This is a genomic window from Photorhabdus stackebrandtii (genome assembly GCF_011189495.1).
GTDB classification, from domain to species: Bacteria; Pseudomonadota; Gammaproteobacteria; order Enterobacterales; family Enterobacteriaceae; genus Photorhabdus; species Photorhabdus khanii.
Window position 1 is genome coordinate 66,849 of the sequence record NZ_PUJV01000014.1, and the last position, 15,170, is coordinate 82,018.

The following is a 15,170-nucleotide window of genomic DNA, read 5'->3' on the forward strand; positions in this document are numbered from 1 at the left end:
CTTCTAAATAGAGAAAACTCTATTTTCGATTTGGTTTAAATACCTATGATTCCAAAGGCTTGGTGAAATAAATACACGTTGCAACCAACGTAATGGTGTTCCTATATTATCGAATGTTGGTGTGAATTTATCTCTTGAATGTAAAGTGAACCTGTTGTCTATGTATATTAAGTCTCCAGGGTTAATATGTATTGCTACTGCATTTTCTTTAATCAAATTATAGAACTTTTCCAGCGCAATTTTAGCTTTAGTTGTACTTGCTGTGATCATACCGGGATAAAATACAGCGCTGATGTCGGGTAGTATATGATTTTCTGATATCAGCGGGACAAGATGGGTCTCTTCTTTCTTAATCAATGTGGATTGTCTCCAGCGGTAAGGTAATTTAATGTTGTACAAGGGGGCTGCTAATGTTTCTATGTCTTCTTTCTTTAATTGAGCAATGGATAAACGTGAATCGGATATTCGTGTCAGAGGGCCATTAGGATCGCTTCTGATTCCTGTAAGCAGTAAACCCAGGGGAGAAACATTATATCGCTCTAAATGTTTTAAAGCTGCGTTTTCAATATGAAAGTCAAGTTCAACATCAAATCCTAAACCCGTATATTCACTTTTCGATTCATGAATTGGAATAAGATTATTAATTAATTCCTTACCTTCAAAAAGCATCGAATAGGGTTCACCGATGAGTGACGCTATGCCTGTTAAAAGATTTTCGCTAATATTTCCTGATCTTGCTGAGGGGGTATATTGGTTTGGTGATGGAGAGAAAAATATTTCACAGTCTATTGGTGTATTCTTTAAAATTATGTATGGTCTGGGGTTTATAGATGCCCGCTGTTTATTTAGGGCTGATGTTATTCTTACCGGTAAAAAATACATCATTGCAGATCTTACTGCGTTAATATATAAATCACCCCCAGTAGGGTCATAATCGATTTTATTTAATGCTAAAAAGAGGTCATGTTTTTCTTGCGTAGTTAATTGAAATAAATTCTGATAATCCATTTATCATTCTCTTTAAAAAATAATAATGTTAATAACCGCAAAAACAAGAGTATGTTACATTTATTATTCGGTTTTAAAACTAAAATTAACAGATAGTGTGATGTTAATCACCTTAAATAACGGATTGTATTTGGTTGTTTTTTGAACTATTAGGGTGCAATAGAAATCATATTTACAATAGAGAATGGTTTCGGTAACTAGAACGTTTAAAAATCAATTTAAATAGATTGATATCTGGCGGACAGTTGTGTCTGAGTTACTGTTATACGTTAACAATTTTGTTAAATTGAGTTCTTGGATTCCTTTTATAAAAACATCATCACAATTTCGTATAATAAAAGGTTCCATTTTACCAAAAATTAATCAGAGATGAGTTATGGATGATACTCTACTATAGATAATTCCTATTGAGATGGATTTTTATATTTCACAACTGAATCAAAGCTATTTTTTTATTCTGTCTAATAATAAAAAATAAATCTAACTATACGAAATTATCTGTGTTTTATATTGTTAAGTTTTTATGGTTGTATTATTTTTTATCTTAATATTAATGTGGTGTATAACTATTTTTATATTTTTCTTGTAATGTGTTCTTTGTCATGTTTTGTAAAAAATTCCTTTTCTACCATTGATAATTCGTGGCATGAAAAATAATCTGTATATATGTTGATTAGGTTATTTTAATTTTCTTTTTCAATTGAAATTTTTATTTTACGTATAGATTTATATTTTGGGCTGTGATTTATTCTAATCAAAAAGTCATTAATTTTATGGTTACACGTAGTACAAAAGTCAGCATTAATCCAATCTATGATCAAAGTGTGCGTTTTCAATGATCTGCCTGGAATTTTTCTGGGATGAAAAAGAGATTAAGTTCAACATCATCATGCCATTTATTGTTTTCTAATGGCTTGTTGCCGCTGTCCTTATGTTTCTGGGCAGTGGTTTACCTTACATAACATTTGTGTTTGAAAGAGGTAACAATGAAGAAATTTAAATTGCGCACATTAGTGGCGCTGATGACAACTGTTGGTTTGATGAGTTCTGCCTATGCTAATAATACAGCACAACAATTGGTTGATTCACTGAGTCAATTAAAAGTTAATTATAAGGTTATTGATAATCAGGCGGGAGATCATGGCGTTAACTGTGCTGTACTGGGAGCGGACTGGGCCACTTGTAATCGGGTAGATATTACGTTAACCAATGGTAATCAGGCTATTGATTCATCTGATTGGGCGATTTATTTCCACAGCATCCGGCAAGTCCTGAGCGTAGATAATGAGCAGTTTAAAATTACGCGTATTACGGGTGATTTACATAAACTGGAGCCAACTGAGAAATTCACCGGTATTAAAGCGAATCAACAGGTAAAATTGCCTATTACCGGAGAGTATTGGCAGATTTACAGCACTGACTTTTTGCCGCGCTGGTATGCAACGTCAGGTGATGCGAAACCTAAAGTCCTTGTGAATACGGATACAGAAGATCTGAGTCAATTTTTATCTGTTTTCACCGGTGATCAATGGAAACGCACAACCGCGGATAACAACATTCTGATGACGTCTGAAAATCGTTATGCGAAGAATTTGCAGGTTAAAAAAATCGAGTCAGAAAAATTACGTGGGCAAATAATTCCGACACCAAAAGAAATTCAGATTTATTCAGAGGATGCTGATTTATCTGGTGGTGTAAGACTGGAATTTGGTGGTTTGAATGACGAGGCGGTTATTCTTGTCAGAAAACGTTTTACCGATCAAGGCATTAAATTAGAGAATAGTGGCTATCTGGTTGCGACTCAGATTGTCTCTTCAGATTTTACCGGTGAATGGAAGGTTAAAGGGGCTTACCGCCTGAGTATTACCCAGAATGGTGCTCAAATTGTTGCTTTTGACCAATCTGGAGTGTTTTATGGTCTTCAGTCTCTGTTGTCATTAATTCCTGTTGATGGCAGTGCGAAGATTGCTACTCTGACGGTAAAAGATGCTCCACGTTTTGAGTATCGTGGGGCTCTCCTTGATGTAGGGCGCAATTTCCATAGTAAACAAGCGGTCCTGCGTTTGCTTGACCAAATGGCAAGTTACAAACTGAATAAATTCCATTTCCACCTGAGTGATGATGAAGGTTGGCGTCTGGAAATTCCTGGATTACCTGAGCTGACGGAAGTTGGCAGCCAGCGTTGTCATGATTTGAGTGAAACCAAGTGTTTGTTACCACAACTGGGTTCCGGCCCTGATAACAACAATATGGGCAGTGGATCCTTCAGCCGTCAGGACTACATCGACATTCTGAAATATGCCAAAGCCCGTTATATTGACGTTATTCCTGAAATTGATATGCCGGCTCATGCCCGGGCTGCGGTTGTTTCTATGGAGGCCCGCTACAAGAAGTTAATCGCTCGCGATGATGTGAAAGGGGCGAATGAATACCGTTTGCTGGACCCAACCGATACCACCAGAGCAACCTCTGTTCAGCTCTATGATCGTCGCAGTTATTTGAACCCGTGTATGGATTCTTCAAAACGATTTGTTGAGAAAGTCATTGGTGAAATTGCCGTTATGCATAAAGAAGCTGGCTTGCCATTGGAGACCTGGCATTTTGGTGGTGATGAAGCGAAGAATATTCGTTTGGGAGAAGGGTTCCAGGATAAGAATGGTCCGATAGTACCGGGTAAGGGCATCATTGATAAAAGTATAGAAGATAAGCCATGGGCTAAATCTCAGGCTTGCCAGAAGTTGGTAGAGCAGGGGGTTGTGAAAGATATTGAGCACCTTGCCAGCTACTTCGCAATTGAAGTGAGCAAAATTGTGAATGCTAATGGTATTGAGAAGATGCAGGCATGGCAGGATGGCCTAAAACATGCTGACAGCGCTAAAGATTTTGCGACCAAACGCGTTGGTGTGAATTTCTGGGATGCGCTCTACTGGGGGGGCTTTGATTCAGTCAATGATTGGGCGAACAAGGGCTATGAAGTGATTATATCCAATCCGGATTATGTTTATCTGGATATGCCGTATGAAGTTCATCCACAGGAGCGTGGATATTATTGGGCGACCCGTTTTAATGATGAAGCCAAGATCTTTAGTTTTGCGCCAAATAATATGCCGCAAAATGCTGAAACATCCGTTGACCGTGATGGTAATGTATTTCGTGCGAAAAGTGACAAACCGTGGCCGGGCGCTTATGGGCTGTCAGGGCAAGTATGGAGTGAAACGGTCCGCACTGATGAGCAGATGGAATATATGATTTATCCTCGCTTATTACCGCTGGCAGAGCGGGCATGGCATCGGGCTGGTTGGGAACAGGATTATGTTCCAGGCCAGGAGTATAAAGGAGGGGAAACGCATAATGTTGATATTGATGCATTGGATCGTGATTGGACACGGTTCGCTAACCTGATAGGGCAACGTGAACTTGTCAAACTGGATAGGGCCGGGATTGCTTACCGTTTACCGGTACCTGGGGCTAAGGTAAAACGCGGTGTTTTGAAGGCCAATATTGCTTTGCCGGGGCTGATTATTCAGTACTCAACTGATGGCGGTAATAGCTGGAAGATTTATGACAATCACAAGCGTCTGAAGGTAAAAGGAAATGTGTTGATCCGTTCTGTCAGCCCGGATGGCAAACGTTACAGCCGGATTGATAATGTAAAGGCATGATTTTGTTTCATCAAGAAAGGAACCTCGGATAGGTTCCTTTCTATAGATAAAAAATTATCGGTTCAGGAATGAATTACTTTTCGTCATGTGCACTACTGTCTTCGCGGCAATTACCTGCGGAGCAATGACCATATAAATAAAGGCTGTGGTTTGAGAGTTTAATCCCATAACGTTCAGCAATATTCTTCTGGCGTTTTTCGATATGTTTGTCACTGAATTCAATGACCTTACCGCAGTCCAGGCAGATTAAATGGTCGTGGTGGTGTTGTTGAGTGAGTTCAAAAACCGATTTGCCACCTTCAAAATTATGACGGGTGACAATGCCGGCATCATCAAACTGATTCAACACGCGGTAGACAGTCGCGAGGCCAATCTCTTCACCGTTATCAATCAGTTTCTTGTAGAGATCTTCCGCACTGACGTGGTGGTATTCAGGATCCTGTAACACTTCCAGTATTTTCAATCGAGGAAGTGTTACTTTAAGTCCAGCATCTTTTAATGCCTTATTGTTGTCGGTCATGCGGATTCAGTCCTGTTACTCAGTAAAGTGAACTTAGCGATACTTCAAAAAGTACCAGTTAGTTATCAGGTTATGATTATAGGCATGGCTAATGAAAATGAAAACCACGTTAACCTTAACTATCATTACACATTTTGCCAGAATAATCATTTGTAAAACGCAGGAATAACCTTACTGTTTATCATGTTTAGGCTATTTTTTTGCCATTCTTCGTAATAAAAGAGCGGATATGAGCAGTGTGTTGACAAAAGCGATAGCTTTTGAACGTGATCCCACAGGGTGAGCAAAGCGAATGGCTACTCACCTACCGCGTATTCACTATTGATAAGAAATGGCCTGCACCAATATACGGCTATTGGGGTAAGTCCCTATCCAGCAATAATTTCCGCCAGACTCATCTCTTCGTAGATCTGTTTAGTCCAGGAATTAACGCGTTCTTCGGTTAATTCTGGTTGGCGATCTTCATCAATAGCCAGCCCAATAAAATGGTCATCATCAGCCAGACCTTTTGATTCTTCAAAGTGATAACCCGCCGTTGGCCAGTGACCAACAATAATTGCTCCACGGGGTTCAATAATGTCACGGATAGTTCCCATCGCATCACAGAAATATTCCGCGTAATCTTCCTGATCGCCACAACCAAAAAGGGCAACCAACTTCCCTTCAAAATCGATCTCTTCCAGAGTAGGGAAGAAATCATCCCAGTCACACTGAGCTTCACCGTAGTACCAGGTGGGGATGCCGAGCAGCAGAATATCGAACTGTTCGATATCTTCTTTACTGCTCTTGGCAATATCGTGGACTTCTGCAACGTCGGAACCCAGAATTTTCTGGATTTTTTTGGCAATATTTTCTGTGTTGCCGGTATCGCTGCCAAAGAATATACCTATAATTGCCATAAAATGATATAACCTCTTGTTTTATTTGTGTATTTCTGTTTGAGATATACGTATAAAATGTCAAAATCAGCAGAAAGATTCTGGTTGTATTAATAAAAAAACAAAATCCTATTCTGACCAAACAGCAAGGACAATTCTGTCAAATTTGTGTGATTTCCTTGCCTTCAATGCTATCAAGCAGTGATGTCACTTTCTGCTAACTGGGCCAGCAAAATTTGCTCAATGAGTTCACTGCGGCTGATATTGCGTTGTTGTGCAAGAAAGTTCAGCGCATCGACTGCGTCGGCATTTATTTTCAATTCCACACGACGCAGACCACGCACCTTATCACGGCGAAGCTGGTTACGTTTATTGACTCTGAGCTGTTCATCCCTGGAAAGTGGGTTGGTTTTTGGGCGCCCCGGTCTGCGTTCATTTGCGAACAAATCCAGAGTGGTGCGATCCATTTGTTCTTTTGCCATAAATTCAACTACTAAAGGGCGTATACCATAAAATATAGCACGCCATGATACCCCAGCTTCCCGTGTATCGCTACTGCCAGACAAAGATAAAAAGCCGTGTCACTGTTTATTCGTAAAGGATGTCCATTGCGTTTCGACTTTAACGGTACTGGTATTTTCTGCGGTACTCTATTGGTGTTAACCCATTCAGTTTCTTAAATAATTCTCTGAAGTAGCGAGTATCTTCATAGCCAACTTCATGGCTGATTTCTTCTATGGTCTTGTTCGATTTTTCTAAACAGTATTTTGCCAGGGATAATCGAATTTGCTGGATATATTGAATCGGTGTCTGGCCGGTCGCTGTTTTAAAGCGTCGCTTCATCTGCCTTTCACACAAATGAATTTTATCTGCCAGATCGCCGACTGATAATCTGTCTGATGGGGCTGAATGCATCCAATCCTGTAGTTTGTGGATTAATGTATCTGAGTGCTGGCGATATGGTACAAAGCTTGCCAGCGTATGTGGGGGGATGCCTTCTATGTCACCAAATATCAGTTGGCTACAGGCTTCTCTGGTATTTTGACCATATATCTGTTCAATAATATGCATCATCACATCATTGTATTCATAGGTGCTGGAAGTACAAAAAATATTGTTATCGCTGGTGACTTTTATTTCTGAATGTAACTGTACTTGCGGAAACATATCCTTGAATAAGTTGGTAAATAGCCTGTGTGTGGTGGCTTTGCGGTTATTGAGTAAATTAGCTTTAGCCAGTACAAAAGAACCTGTACAAACGGAGACGATAGGAATGTTTTTTTCTTCCATCATCTGGAGCCAATCTAAGGTTTCTTGAGTACAAAGATCGAAATCGCAATAAGGGGCCCCAATTGAACCCACCAGGACAATATCTGTTTGTTTTATTTCTCCTATGAGTTTGTTGGGTTTTAGCCGAACACCACCCATCCCGACAGCATCCTGATTATCCTGTGTGACAATATTGATTTCTGGCTCTGGCGCTCCGGCTAAACGGGCGGCAGTGGTTAAAATTTCTATTGGGCCAGTAATAGAAGTCAGAGATCCTCCTGAAAATACTAACACGCTTAAAGAAACTGGATTCCTGTCCATAAGAATTCTCCAACTTAAAAATTAAGATGTATCAAGATATTTCATTGTCTAACATCTTAATAACTTATTGTAACAATTTAAATAATTTAATTACATTGAGTTATTTTTTGAACAAATAAGTAAAATAAAAAATAATTTCAGCCAAAACTTATTCCGTCTTTTTTAAGAGTTGGCTGAATTGTCATTTAGTTTTCGCCAACTTGTTGATGCCACAAATGTGCGTATAAGCCGTCTTGCTGGAGCAATTGGTCATGCGAGTCAAATTCGACAATTTGCCCCTGATCTAACACACAGATTTTATCCGTGTGGCGAATTGTATTGAGCCTGTGAGCAATGCTGATAACTGTTCTGTTACGGCATATTTCGTCCATATTTGCCATGATTGCCGCTTCGGACTCATAGTCCAATGCTGAGGTGGCTTCATCAAGGATCAAAATAGTTGGATTGACCAGGAGCGCTCTGGCTAATGCGATTCTCTGTCTTTGACCACCTGAAAGATTTGCCCCTTTTTCCCCAACTGGATGCGCAAAACCGTGAGGAAGGGATTGAATAAATTCAATGGCCCCGGCTAACTCAGCGGCTCGATAGACTTCTGCATCTGTTGCGTTGGGCTTACACAGCCGAATGTTATCGGTGATGCTGCCAGAAAACAGGATACTTTCCTGGAGCACAACACTCATATTGCGGCGTAAAGAGACGGGATCAGCAATAGCCAAATCCATGCCATCAATCAAAACTTGTCCATGTTGAGGTACGTACAGCCTTTGTAGTAAACGGGTGAGAGTACTTTTACCTGAACCGGACGGTCCAGTTATACCAATAAATTGCCCCGATTTTATCAATAACGACAGGTTCGCCAGAACTTCCGGCGTGTCGTCATGGTAGCGGAAGCGAATATTTTTGAATTCAATCTGGCCTTCCAGCTCAGGTATAGAAGCCAATCCCTGTTTACTGTTTTCCATTGGCTCATCAAGAATATCCCCCACACGTTTCAAGGCGATTAACGTATGCTGAAAATCCTGCCAAACCTGTGCAAGCCGGAGGATAGGTTGCGTGACGTGTCCGGCCAGCATATTGAAAGCGATAAGTTGCCCCGGAGTCAGTTCACCGCGTAAGACTTCTGTCACTCCCCACCATAGGAGGATCGCGGCGGTAAATTTCTGGACAAAATCGATTCCCTGTCCTGCGATTAAACCGCTTTTCTGTGCCGCGAAGCTTTTAGTCAACTGCTGGCTGAGAATGCGTTGCCACTGATGTAAGAAACGGTTTTCAGTAGCGGTGGTTTTGATGGTTTCAATCCCGGTGACGGCTTCAGTCAGAAAGCTTGTTGCATTTGCATCGGTTTCATATTCTGCTTCTACTTTGCGGCGAATAATCGGCCCGGCGACTACCCAGAATACGAAGTAAACAAAAAGTGAACCAATAACAATCCAGGTGAGTATCCAGGCATAATAAAACATGATGCCAATAAACATGATGACGAAAATTAAATCCAGCAACAGCATCAGGGTAGAACCGGTCAGAAACTGGCGGATTTGAGACATCTCTCTGACTCTGGCAATGATCTGCCCTGTTTGCCGTTGCTTAAAATATTGCAGTGGCAATCCTGCCAAATGACGATACAGTCGCCCGGAGAGCTCAGAATTTATCTGGCTTGCCATGTGCCCAAATACGGTATTGCGCATAAAACTATACAAAGGCTCGGCAAGGGCGATGGCCAGCATCGCTATACCTAATACATGCAGGCTGGATAAACTTCGGCCTACCAAGACCTTGTCGATGATGTTTTCAAACAGTATCGGGCTGACCAGTGCAAATAACTGGAGAACTATGGCAAACAAAAACAGATCTCTTATCTGACTTTTCTGCCGGAAAATTGAGGGATAAAACCAGCTCAAGCCGAATTTGACATGCTTCTTAGTTAATTCCTGATCTGCGATTAAAAGAATCTTATATACATTCTCTTTATTACCAGTAGATGTAGATAAGGAAAGCGATTGCGTTTGTTCAGTCACTGGATCGAGAACGGTAATATTGTCATTATCGGCTTCAATGAGCACCCACCACTGTTGTTCCAGTTCGATCAATGCCGGTAAGGGCAGCGTCGGCGTTGTATTGGTGGTTAACCGATCAATTTTACTGTGTAGCCCAATAGCGTTGGCGGCTTCACGCAGCTGTAACTCACTCAGATATAAGGAGTCAAAACCCAGGCTATGCTGAAGTTGATTGACAGTGGCTGACTTATGAAATTGTTTCCCCACATAGACGATGCAATTCAGTGCCTGATTATGAGTGTGGTTACTGGAATCAGTAGCAGAAGAAGGTAATAGGTTCACGATTATTTCTCCCTCAATGCTTCAGATTGATACTCTCTGATAGGGCTCAGAAGATAATCGATAACGCGGCGCTGATCAGTTTTTATTTCGGCGACAATTGACATACCTGGGGTAATTTCAACCTGGGTATTGTCTATGGTAATACTATTACGTTTAAGACTGACTTGAGCAGGAAAGACCAATCCTAACTGTTCATCTGTGGTTGAGTCTCTGGATATGCTCAACAGTTCACCGTCGATAGTGCCATAACGCGTGTATGGGAAGGCATCGACCTTAATGGTGACTTGTTGCCCCGAATAAACAAAGCCGGCATCTTTGTTTAAAATTTGCACCTCCGCTAACTGCACATTGTCATCAGGAACGATTACCATCAAGTTTTGTGCTGGTTGCAGTACCGCACCTAATGTATGGACGCTGAGTTGTTGAACTGTTCCTGTGACGGGGGAGCGAATGATTTCAAGTTGTTCCCGTACCTGCGCTTTTGCAAGCTCTTGCTCTAAAACGACCAATTGAACTTCGGCCTGTTTTCTTTTATCAAACCATTCGCGCTCTTTTTGTGTTTTCAGGCTGTTTAAGCGCTCTTCCAGGCTAATATATTGCGATTGCAGAACATGAAGCTCCGCATTTTGTTGGGCAATCAGGCGTTCTGTTTCCAGAAACTCTTTTTCCTGTTCAAGATATTCAACTTTACTGATCACTTGTTTTTGACTTAAGGTTTGACGTGCTTTTAAACGCTGATTGATATTTTGCCGGAGCTTAGTGAGCGCATTGATATCGCTTTTTCGTGATTGTTGAGAAGAGAGATTTACGTTCATCTCTGCTTTTAGATTGGTTATAATAGCGTCGTATTCTCTTTTCTCCCGGGAATAGTTTTCAGCAACTTGTGTTTGTTGAGATGCCGGTAAAGCCTGAAACAGTTCCTGTTCTGTCGGTTCCTGTTCTTCTGTCAAAGCCTGATAACGAATTTTTTCGTGGGTTTGATATTCGATCTGCTTTAATAACCGGGTGATATCCTGGTTAACACCGAGTGTATTGAGTGTCAGAAGTGGGGCGTCTTTCTCTACCCGCTGCCCATTCTGAACATGGATAGCAGTCACCCGGCTCTGTTCGTATGCTTGAATTATCTGAGAACGGCCAGAGACAATCAGGCGACCGGTTGCGGTTGCCTGAACATCCAACTTACCCAGATAAGCCCAGAGCAAAGCTATGATAATGCCGATACTGAGCGTTATTGCGGTGTAGCGGGCGAAAGGTGACGGTGGTCGTTGTGACAATGCTAAATGTGTCGGTAAAAAGTCATAGTGCTGTGGGCGACAGCGCAACCGTGATTTAATTTTATCCTTAAACGCCTTAATCATGGCAAGGCACCTCCTGTTTTAATTCCTGTTGTAATTGCCAGAGTTTCCGGTACTGTTTGCCGTGGTTAAGCAACTGATTGTGAGAGCCTTGTTCGATAATTTCCCCCTGATTAAGCACAATGATGCGATCACAATGACGCACGGTTGAAAGCCGGTGTGCGATAGTGATAACGGTTCTGTCTTGGGCAATTTCTGCCATATTTGATTGAATGCGTGATTGTGACTCGTCATCAAGCGCGCTGGTTGCTTCATCAAGAATGAGGATTTTGGGGTCAGCAAGGAGCGTCCGGGCAATAGCAAGCCGCTGACGCTGACCACCAGACAAAGATTGCCCGCCTTCTGCAATGGTTGTGTCATATCCCATCGGCAGCCTGAGAATAAATTCATGTGCGCCTGCCAGTTTGGCGACTTTAATCACCGATTCCAGGCTGGCATCGGGTTTCGACTGAGCGATATTTTCATATACTGTTTTGTTAAATAAGAAATTTTCTTGCAGAACAACACCAACTTGTTGTCTGAGTGTTTCGATACCTATGTTTTGTAATGGAATACCATCTATGGTGATTGCGCCTGTTTCCGGGGTATAAAGACGGAGTAATAAGCGTGCCAGCGTGCTTTTCCCGGAACCGGAAGTACCCACGATACCAATGGTTTCTCCGGCTCTGATATTAAGGGTCAGGCCTTTGATAGTTGGTGGAATATCAGGTTGATAACGAAAGACAATATTGTTAAACGAAACTGCACCATGCAGTGTTACCTGCTGCTGGCCAGATTGCTGTTCGGTGGGTAGATTTAACATATCTCCTAATTTATCTACGGCTACCCGGGTTCTGATGAATTGTCCCCACAGCTCCACCAGCCTGGCTAATGGTTGGGAAGTGTGGTTGACCATCATATTGAAGGCGATTAACTGACCGATGGTCATTTGCAGTGATAAAACCTCTGACGCACCTAACCAGAGAATCGCGGCATTAGTAACTTTTTGCAGTAGCATGACAATATGGTTTGAGCGATTACTCAATTGTTGTACTGCATAACTGGTATCGACCATCTTCTCAGTCTGGCTATCCCAGCGCCGAATGAATCTCGGTTCTACCGCCAGGCTTTTAAGGGTTTCTGAACCAGAAACGGTTTCAGTCAGAAAAGAGGTATTTAGCGCTGCATGAGTGAACTGCTTTTCAACGGCCTTCTCCATACGGGGAGTCAGCCACCACGCCAGAATGGCATAAAAAGGGATGGTGGCGATAAAAACCCAGGTAAGCGTGCCGGATAACAGGCTCATCACATAGATAAAAACAAACATAAACAGGACATCAACAGATAAAGTGAACATTGAACCGGTCAGAAACTCCCTGACGGTATCCAATTCACGAACCCGCGTGACAATCGCGCCTACCTGACGGGATTTAAAAAAGAGTAAAGGCAGACCGAACAGATGCCTGACCAGTTTTAATCCCAGTTTGATGTCGATACGGTTGGCGGTATGAGCGTATTGGTATTCACGTAACCCACGTAAAATCACCTCTATTATGCCGGCGATAATTAAGCCAAAGACCAATACATCAAGGGTTGATAATGCCTGATGGATTAAGACTTTATCCATTACCACTTGAATAACTAATGGTGAAATTAGGGCAAGAATCTGCAGTACAAAAGAAAATAACAATACTTCACATAGGTTTTTCTTTTGTGCCAGAAATTCTGGAATAAACCAGCTAATGTCAAATTTAGTTTGTTTTTGTTTTACTTTAATCCATTTCCCATTCCACTCTTCCATTAGTTTTTCTGTAGACCACACTTCTGGGGTTTCTTCATTCACTTTCTGAATGAGTGAATTATCTTGGTTCGATTTGGCTAAAACAAAAGGCAGGCCATTATTATCAAACAAGATTGCGGGTAATGGTATGTCATGATATTTCTTTTTGACAGAGTGCTTATTTACAAGAGATAAGTTAAATTTTTTCTCTATATCCTTTATATAAGTGTGGTAACAATTAGAATTTTTTAAGTTATCAATATCTCTGATATTGTTCTTTCCATTACAGATCATCAATATTAATTTTAATGATGATAGGGTTAATTTCTCAATCTCATTCATGAATAAATATCTTTAGACTTTGTATAAGCAATATTTGCATAAAATATGAATAGAAACAGATTATCATGTTACCTGTTTGTTATGTTATAATTTAATGTCGATTAATTATCTTATATTTGCTGTCGGTAACCGTGTGGGTAAATAGGACTATATATGGGGGGTAAAGAGACTTTTTATGTGTAAAATATTGATTTTGAGTTTTTGCTCTATATTATTTTATTGATTCACTCACCTTTCAAGCATTATGGATATATAAATTCAAGATACTGCTGAATTAAATTTTACTTGTTGGAAATGTTGTTTAACTTTATTAATAAATTGTTTATTTTTGGTAAATAAAAATATGTCTGAAAAATTCGTACAAACTATCTCTAGCGTCAATTATAACAAAGGCGTTTTTTCTCTTTATTTCGTTGGTCAGGAACAAAACCGGATGGCGAATGGAATAATGGCAGAAAATGATAATGAACTTGAATTAAAGCAAGTCATCCATATGCCTGCATCGGGATTCATGTATATGGTTTCTATGGTTAAAAATATGTTGGAAGATCCACGCATGGCGGCTGAGTTTGACAAATTGATCGTGGCAGGGTTTTTACCTGCTCCGCAAGTCACAGAAGAGCAAACAGCGTCGGAATCTATGGTGGAAGAACCTGCTAATTCTAAGAAACGCCCATCTAAAAACACAAAATAACACTTGGCGGTTAAGTAACGCATGGCGATTATACATCAACCAGCGAAACTGAATACCGCAGAAATTCAGGCAATGATCGGAGGAGTGATGCTGCTGAGTCAGTATTCTCCTCTGCATCGAAGATACCTGGTGTCCGAGTGGCAACAGCGTATCTTGCCTGCGTTTGAACTGAATCAGTTTTGCTACTATGCAGATGAACAAGGGCGCCCAATTGCTTTTTGTAATTGGGCTTTTTTATCTGAACAAAATCGGGAAGAGATTCTTTCCGGAGAAAGGGAGCTTATCCATACGGACTGGCGTTCAGGACCACATATCTTTTTTCCCGAAATGATTGCGCCTTTTGGACACGGCCGCGAAGTTGCCAGGGATTTACGCCGCCGTGTCTTTTTGCCGTGGAAAGGCCAGAAGGCTTGTACTGTCCGCGGGAAACTAGATGTTCAAAATAACCGTTGTATCCGTCAGGTGCAGTGGTTTTCTGTTTAAACTCAAAATAATAATAAATTAAAGGATTATTTAATCGGAAAGCCATATGACTCAAAAAGGCGAAGGAGATATCACCGGAGGTGAAGGTCATGATCTGGGTGTCCTGATAGGACGTGAAAACATGACGTTTGCCTTCGGTGAAGGCGGTTTGATTGATGCTAGAGAAGGCCGGGATATTGTCAGTGAACCGCCATACTCAGGATAAAACTGTTCAGGGTGTCTTTGAATCGTTATCATTGATCCAGGTAATGAGTAGTTTTACACCTATCGTGGGTGATAATGGTTTTATTGAGAATTTAGACAGTAAAGCGAAAGTTGCTATTACGACGGCGTGGGCAGATACTACTATTGGGAAAGGAAAATTTGCTTAATTAACTCTCTATACTAAAAGTAGAATGAATAATGAAAATGGCTCACAGAATAGGTGAGCCATTTTTTTACGTATGAATAACGAGTGGTTATTATAGATTTCTCGTTAACTAATTGTTATTTATATGATGAAATTTTTTGCTAAAAAGTAAGATGTTATTATCTAATTTACTT

13 protein-coding genes are annotated in these 15,170 nt (G+C 40.9%); 5 read left to right on the forward strand and 8 right to left on the reverse strand.

Annotated elements, in window-relative coordinates:
* Positions 1-3: 3 nt before the first annotated feature.
* Positions 4-1,008 (reverse strand): TauD/TfdA family dioxygenase, encoded by a 1,005-nt coding sequence (locus C5470_RS13355; protein ID WP_166289827.1) that lies wholly within the window; start codon positions 1,006-1,008, stop codon positions 4-6.
* 986 nt (positions 1,009-1,994) lie between these two features.
* Here C5470_RS13355 and C5470_RS13360 point away from each other — a divergent pair.
* Positions 1,995-4,670 carry a beta-N-acetylhexosaminidase gene (locus tag C5470_RS13360; protein WP_166289830.1) on the forward strand — a complete coding sequence of 892 codons (2,676 nt, stop codon included), beginning with the start codon at positions 1,995-1,997 and terminating at the stop codon, positions 4,668-4,670.
* A 73-nt stretch (positions 4,671-4,743) separates the two neighbouring features.
* Here C5470_RS13360 and fur read toward each other — a convergent pair whose 3' ends face one another.
* The 7 genes from fur to C5470_RS13395 form a co-directional block, all read right to left on the reverse strand.
* A complete protein-coding gene (gene fur, locus C5470_RS13365) occupies positions 4,744-5,190 on the reverse strand; it encodes a ferric iron uptake transcriptional regulator (RefSeq protein ID WP_166289833.1) in 447 nt (148 codons plus the stop codon).
* A 368-nt stretch (positions 5,191-5,558) separates the two neighbouring features.
* A complete protein-coding gene (gene fldA, locus C5470_RS13370) occupies positions 5,559-6,089 on the reverse strand; it encodes a flavodoxin FldA (protein ID WP_166289836.1) in 531 nt (176 codons plus the stop codon).
* Positions 6,090-6,262: 173 nt separating this feature from the next.
* Entirely contained in the window at positions 6,263-6,550 is a 288-nt protein-coding gene (ybfE, locus tag C5470_RS13375; protein ID WP_036836823.1) for a LexA regulated protein, read from the reverse strand.
* Positions 6,551-6,689: 139 nt separating this feature from the next.
* The gene (locus tag C5470_RS13380) at positions 6,690-7,658 is read right to left on the reverse strand and encodes a GlxA family transcriptional regulator (protein ID WP_166289839.1); all 969 of its coding nucleotides are present in this window, start codon (positions 7,656-7,658) and stop codon (positions 6,690-6,692) included.
* Between the two features lie 185 nt (positions 7,659-7,843).
* Positions 7,844-9,994 carry a type I secretion system permease/ATPase gene (locus tag C5470_RS13385; RefSeq protein WP_166289843.1) on the reverse strand — a complete coding sequence of 717 codons (2,151 nt, stop codon included), beginning with the start codon at positions 9,992-9,994 and terminating at the stop codon, positions 7,844-7,846.
* Positions 9,995-9,996: 2 nt separating this feature from the next.
* The gene (locus tag C5470_RS13390) at positions 9,997-11,352 is read right to left on the reverse strand and encodes an HlyD family type I secretion periplasmic adaptor subunit (RefSeq protein WP_166289846.1); all 1,356 of its coding nucleotides are present in this window, start codon (positions 11,350-11,352) and stop codon (positions 9,997-9,999) included.
* Positions 11,345-13,450: a peptidase domain-containing ABC transporter gene (locus C5470_RS13395; RefSeq protein ID WP_166289849.1), complete on the reverse strand. Its 2,106-nt coding sequence runs from the start codon at positions 13,448-13,450 to the stop codon at positions 11,345-11,347. The genes C5470_RS13390 and C5470_RS13395 overlap by 8 nt, the downstream gene beginning before the upstream one ends.
* A gap of 343 nt (positions 13,451-13,793) precedes the next feature.
* On the opposite strand from C5470_RS13395, the gene rtxH reads away from it, so the two are divergent.
* From rtxH to C5470_RS22490, 4 genes are read left to right on the forward strand one after another with little or no spacing between them, the layout of a single operon-like run.
* Entirely contained in the window at positions 13,794-14,144 is a 351-nt protein-coding gene (gene rtxH / locus C5470_RS13400) for a protein RtxH (RefSeq protein ID WP_166289852.1), read from the forward strand.
* 21 nt (positions 14,145-14,165) lie between these two features.
* The gene (gene rtxC, locus C5470_RS13405) at positions 14,166-14,627 is read left to right on the forward strand and encodes an RTX toxin-activating lysine-acyltransferase RtxC (RefSeq protein WP_166289855.1); all 462 of its coding nucleotides are present in this window, start codon (positions 14,166-14,168) and stop codon (positions 14,625-14,627) included.
* 46 nt (positions 14,628-14,673) lie between these two features.
* Positions 14,674-14,832: a hypothetical protein gene (locus tag C5470_RS13410; protein WP_166289858.1), complete on the forward strand. Its 159-nt coding sequence runs from the start codon at positions 14,674-14,676 to the stop codon at positions 14,830-14,832.
* Positions 14,783-14,998: a hypothetical protein gene (locus C5470_RS22490; RefSeq protein WP_207626991.1), complete on the forward strand. Its 216-nt coding sequence runs from the start codon at positions 14,783-14,785 to the stop codon at positions 14,996-14,998. Before C5470_RS13410 ends, C5470_RS22490 begins: the two co-directional genes overlap by 50 nt.
* Positions 14,999-15,170 lie beyond the last annotated feature (172 nt).

What these genes read in the sequence shown, in the direction of transcription:
- C5470_RS13355 (WP_166289827.1), bottom strand. Translation starts at nt 1,008, where the DNA reads ATGGATTATCAGAATTTATTTCAATTAACTACGCAAGAAAAACATGAC.
- C5470_RS13360 (WP_166289830.1), top strand. Translation starts at nt 1,995, where the DNA reads ATGAAGAAATTTAAATTGCGCACATTAGTGGCGCTGATGACAACTGTT.
- fur (WP_166289833.1), bottom strand. Translation starts at nt 5,190, where the DNA reads ATGACCGACAACAATAAGGCATTAAAAGATGCTGGACTTAAAGTAACA.
- fldA (WP_166289836.1), bottom strand. Translation starts at nt 6,089, where the DNA reads ATGGCAATTATAGGTATATTCTTTGGCAGCGATACCGGCAACACAGAA.
- ybfE (WP_036836823.1), bottom strand. Translation starts at nt 6,550, where the DNA reads ATGGCAAAAGAACAAATGGATCGCACCACTCTGGATTTGTTCGCAAAT.
- C5470_RS13380 (WP_166289839.1), bottom strand. Translation starts at nt 7,658, where the DNA reads ATGGACAGGAATCCAGTTTCTTTAAGCGTGTTAGTATTTTCAGGAGGA.
- C5470_RS13390 (WP_166289846.1), bottom strand. Translation starts at nt 11,352, where the DNA reads ATGATTAAGGCGTTTAAGGATAAAATTAAATCACGGTTGCGCTGTCGC.
- C5470_RS13395 (WP_166289849.1), bottom strand. Translation starts at nt 13,450, where the DNA reads ATGAATGAGATTGAGAAATTAACCCTATCATCATTAAAATTAATATTG.
- rtxH (WP_166289852.1), top strand. Translation starts at nt 13,794, where the DNA reads ATGTCTGAAAAATTCGTACAAACTATCTCTAGCGTCAATTATAACAAA.
- rtxC (WP_166289855.1), top strand. Translation starts at nt 14,166, where the DNA reads ATGGCGATTATACATCAACCAGCGAAACTGAATACCGCAGAAATTCAG.
- C5470_RS13410 (WP_166289858.1), top strand. Translation starts at nt 14,674, where the DNA reads ATGACTCAAAAAGGCGAAGGAGATATCACCGGAGGTGAAGGTCATGAT.
- C5470_RS22490 (WP_207626991.1), top strand. Translation starts at nt 14,783, where the DNA reads ATGCTAGAGAAGGCCGGGATATTGTCAGTGAACCGCCATACTCAGGAT.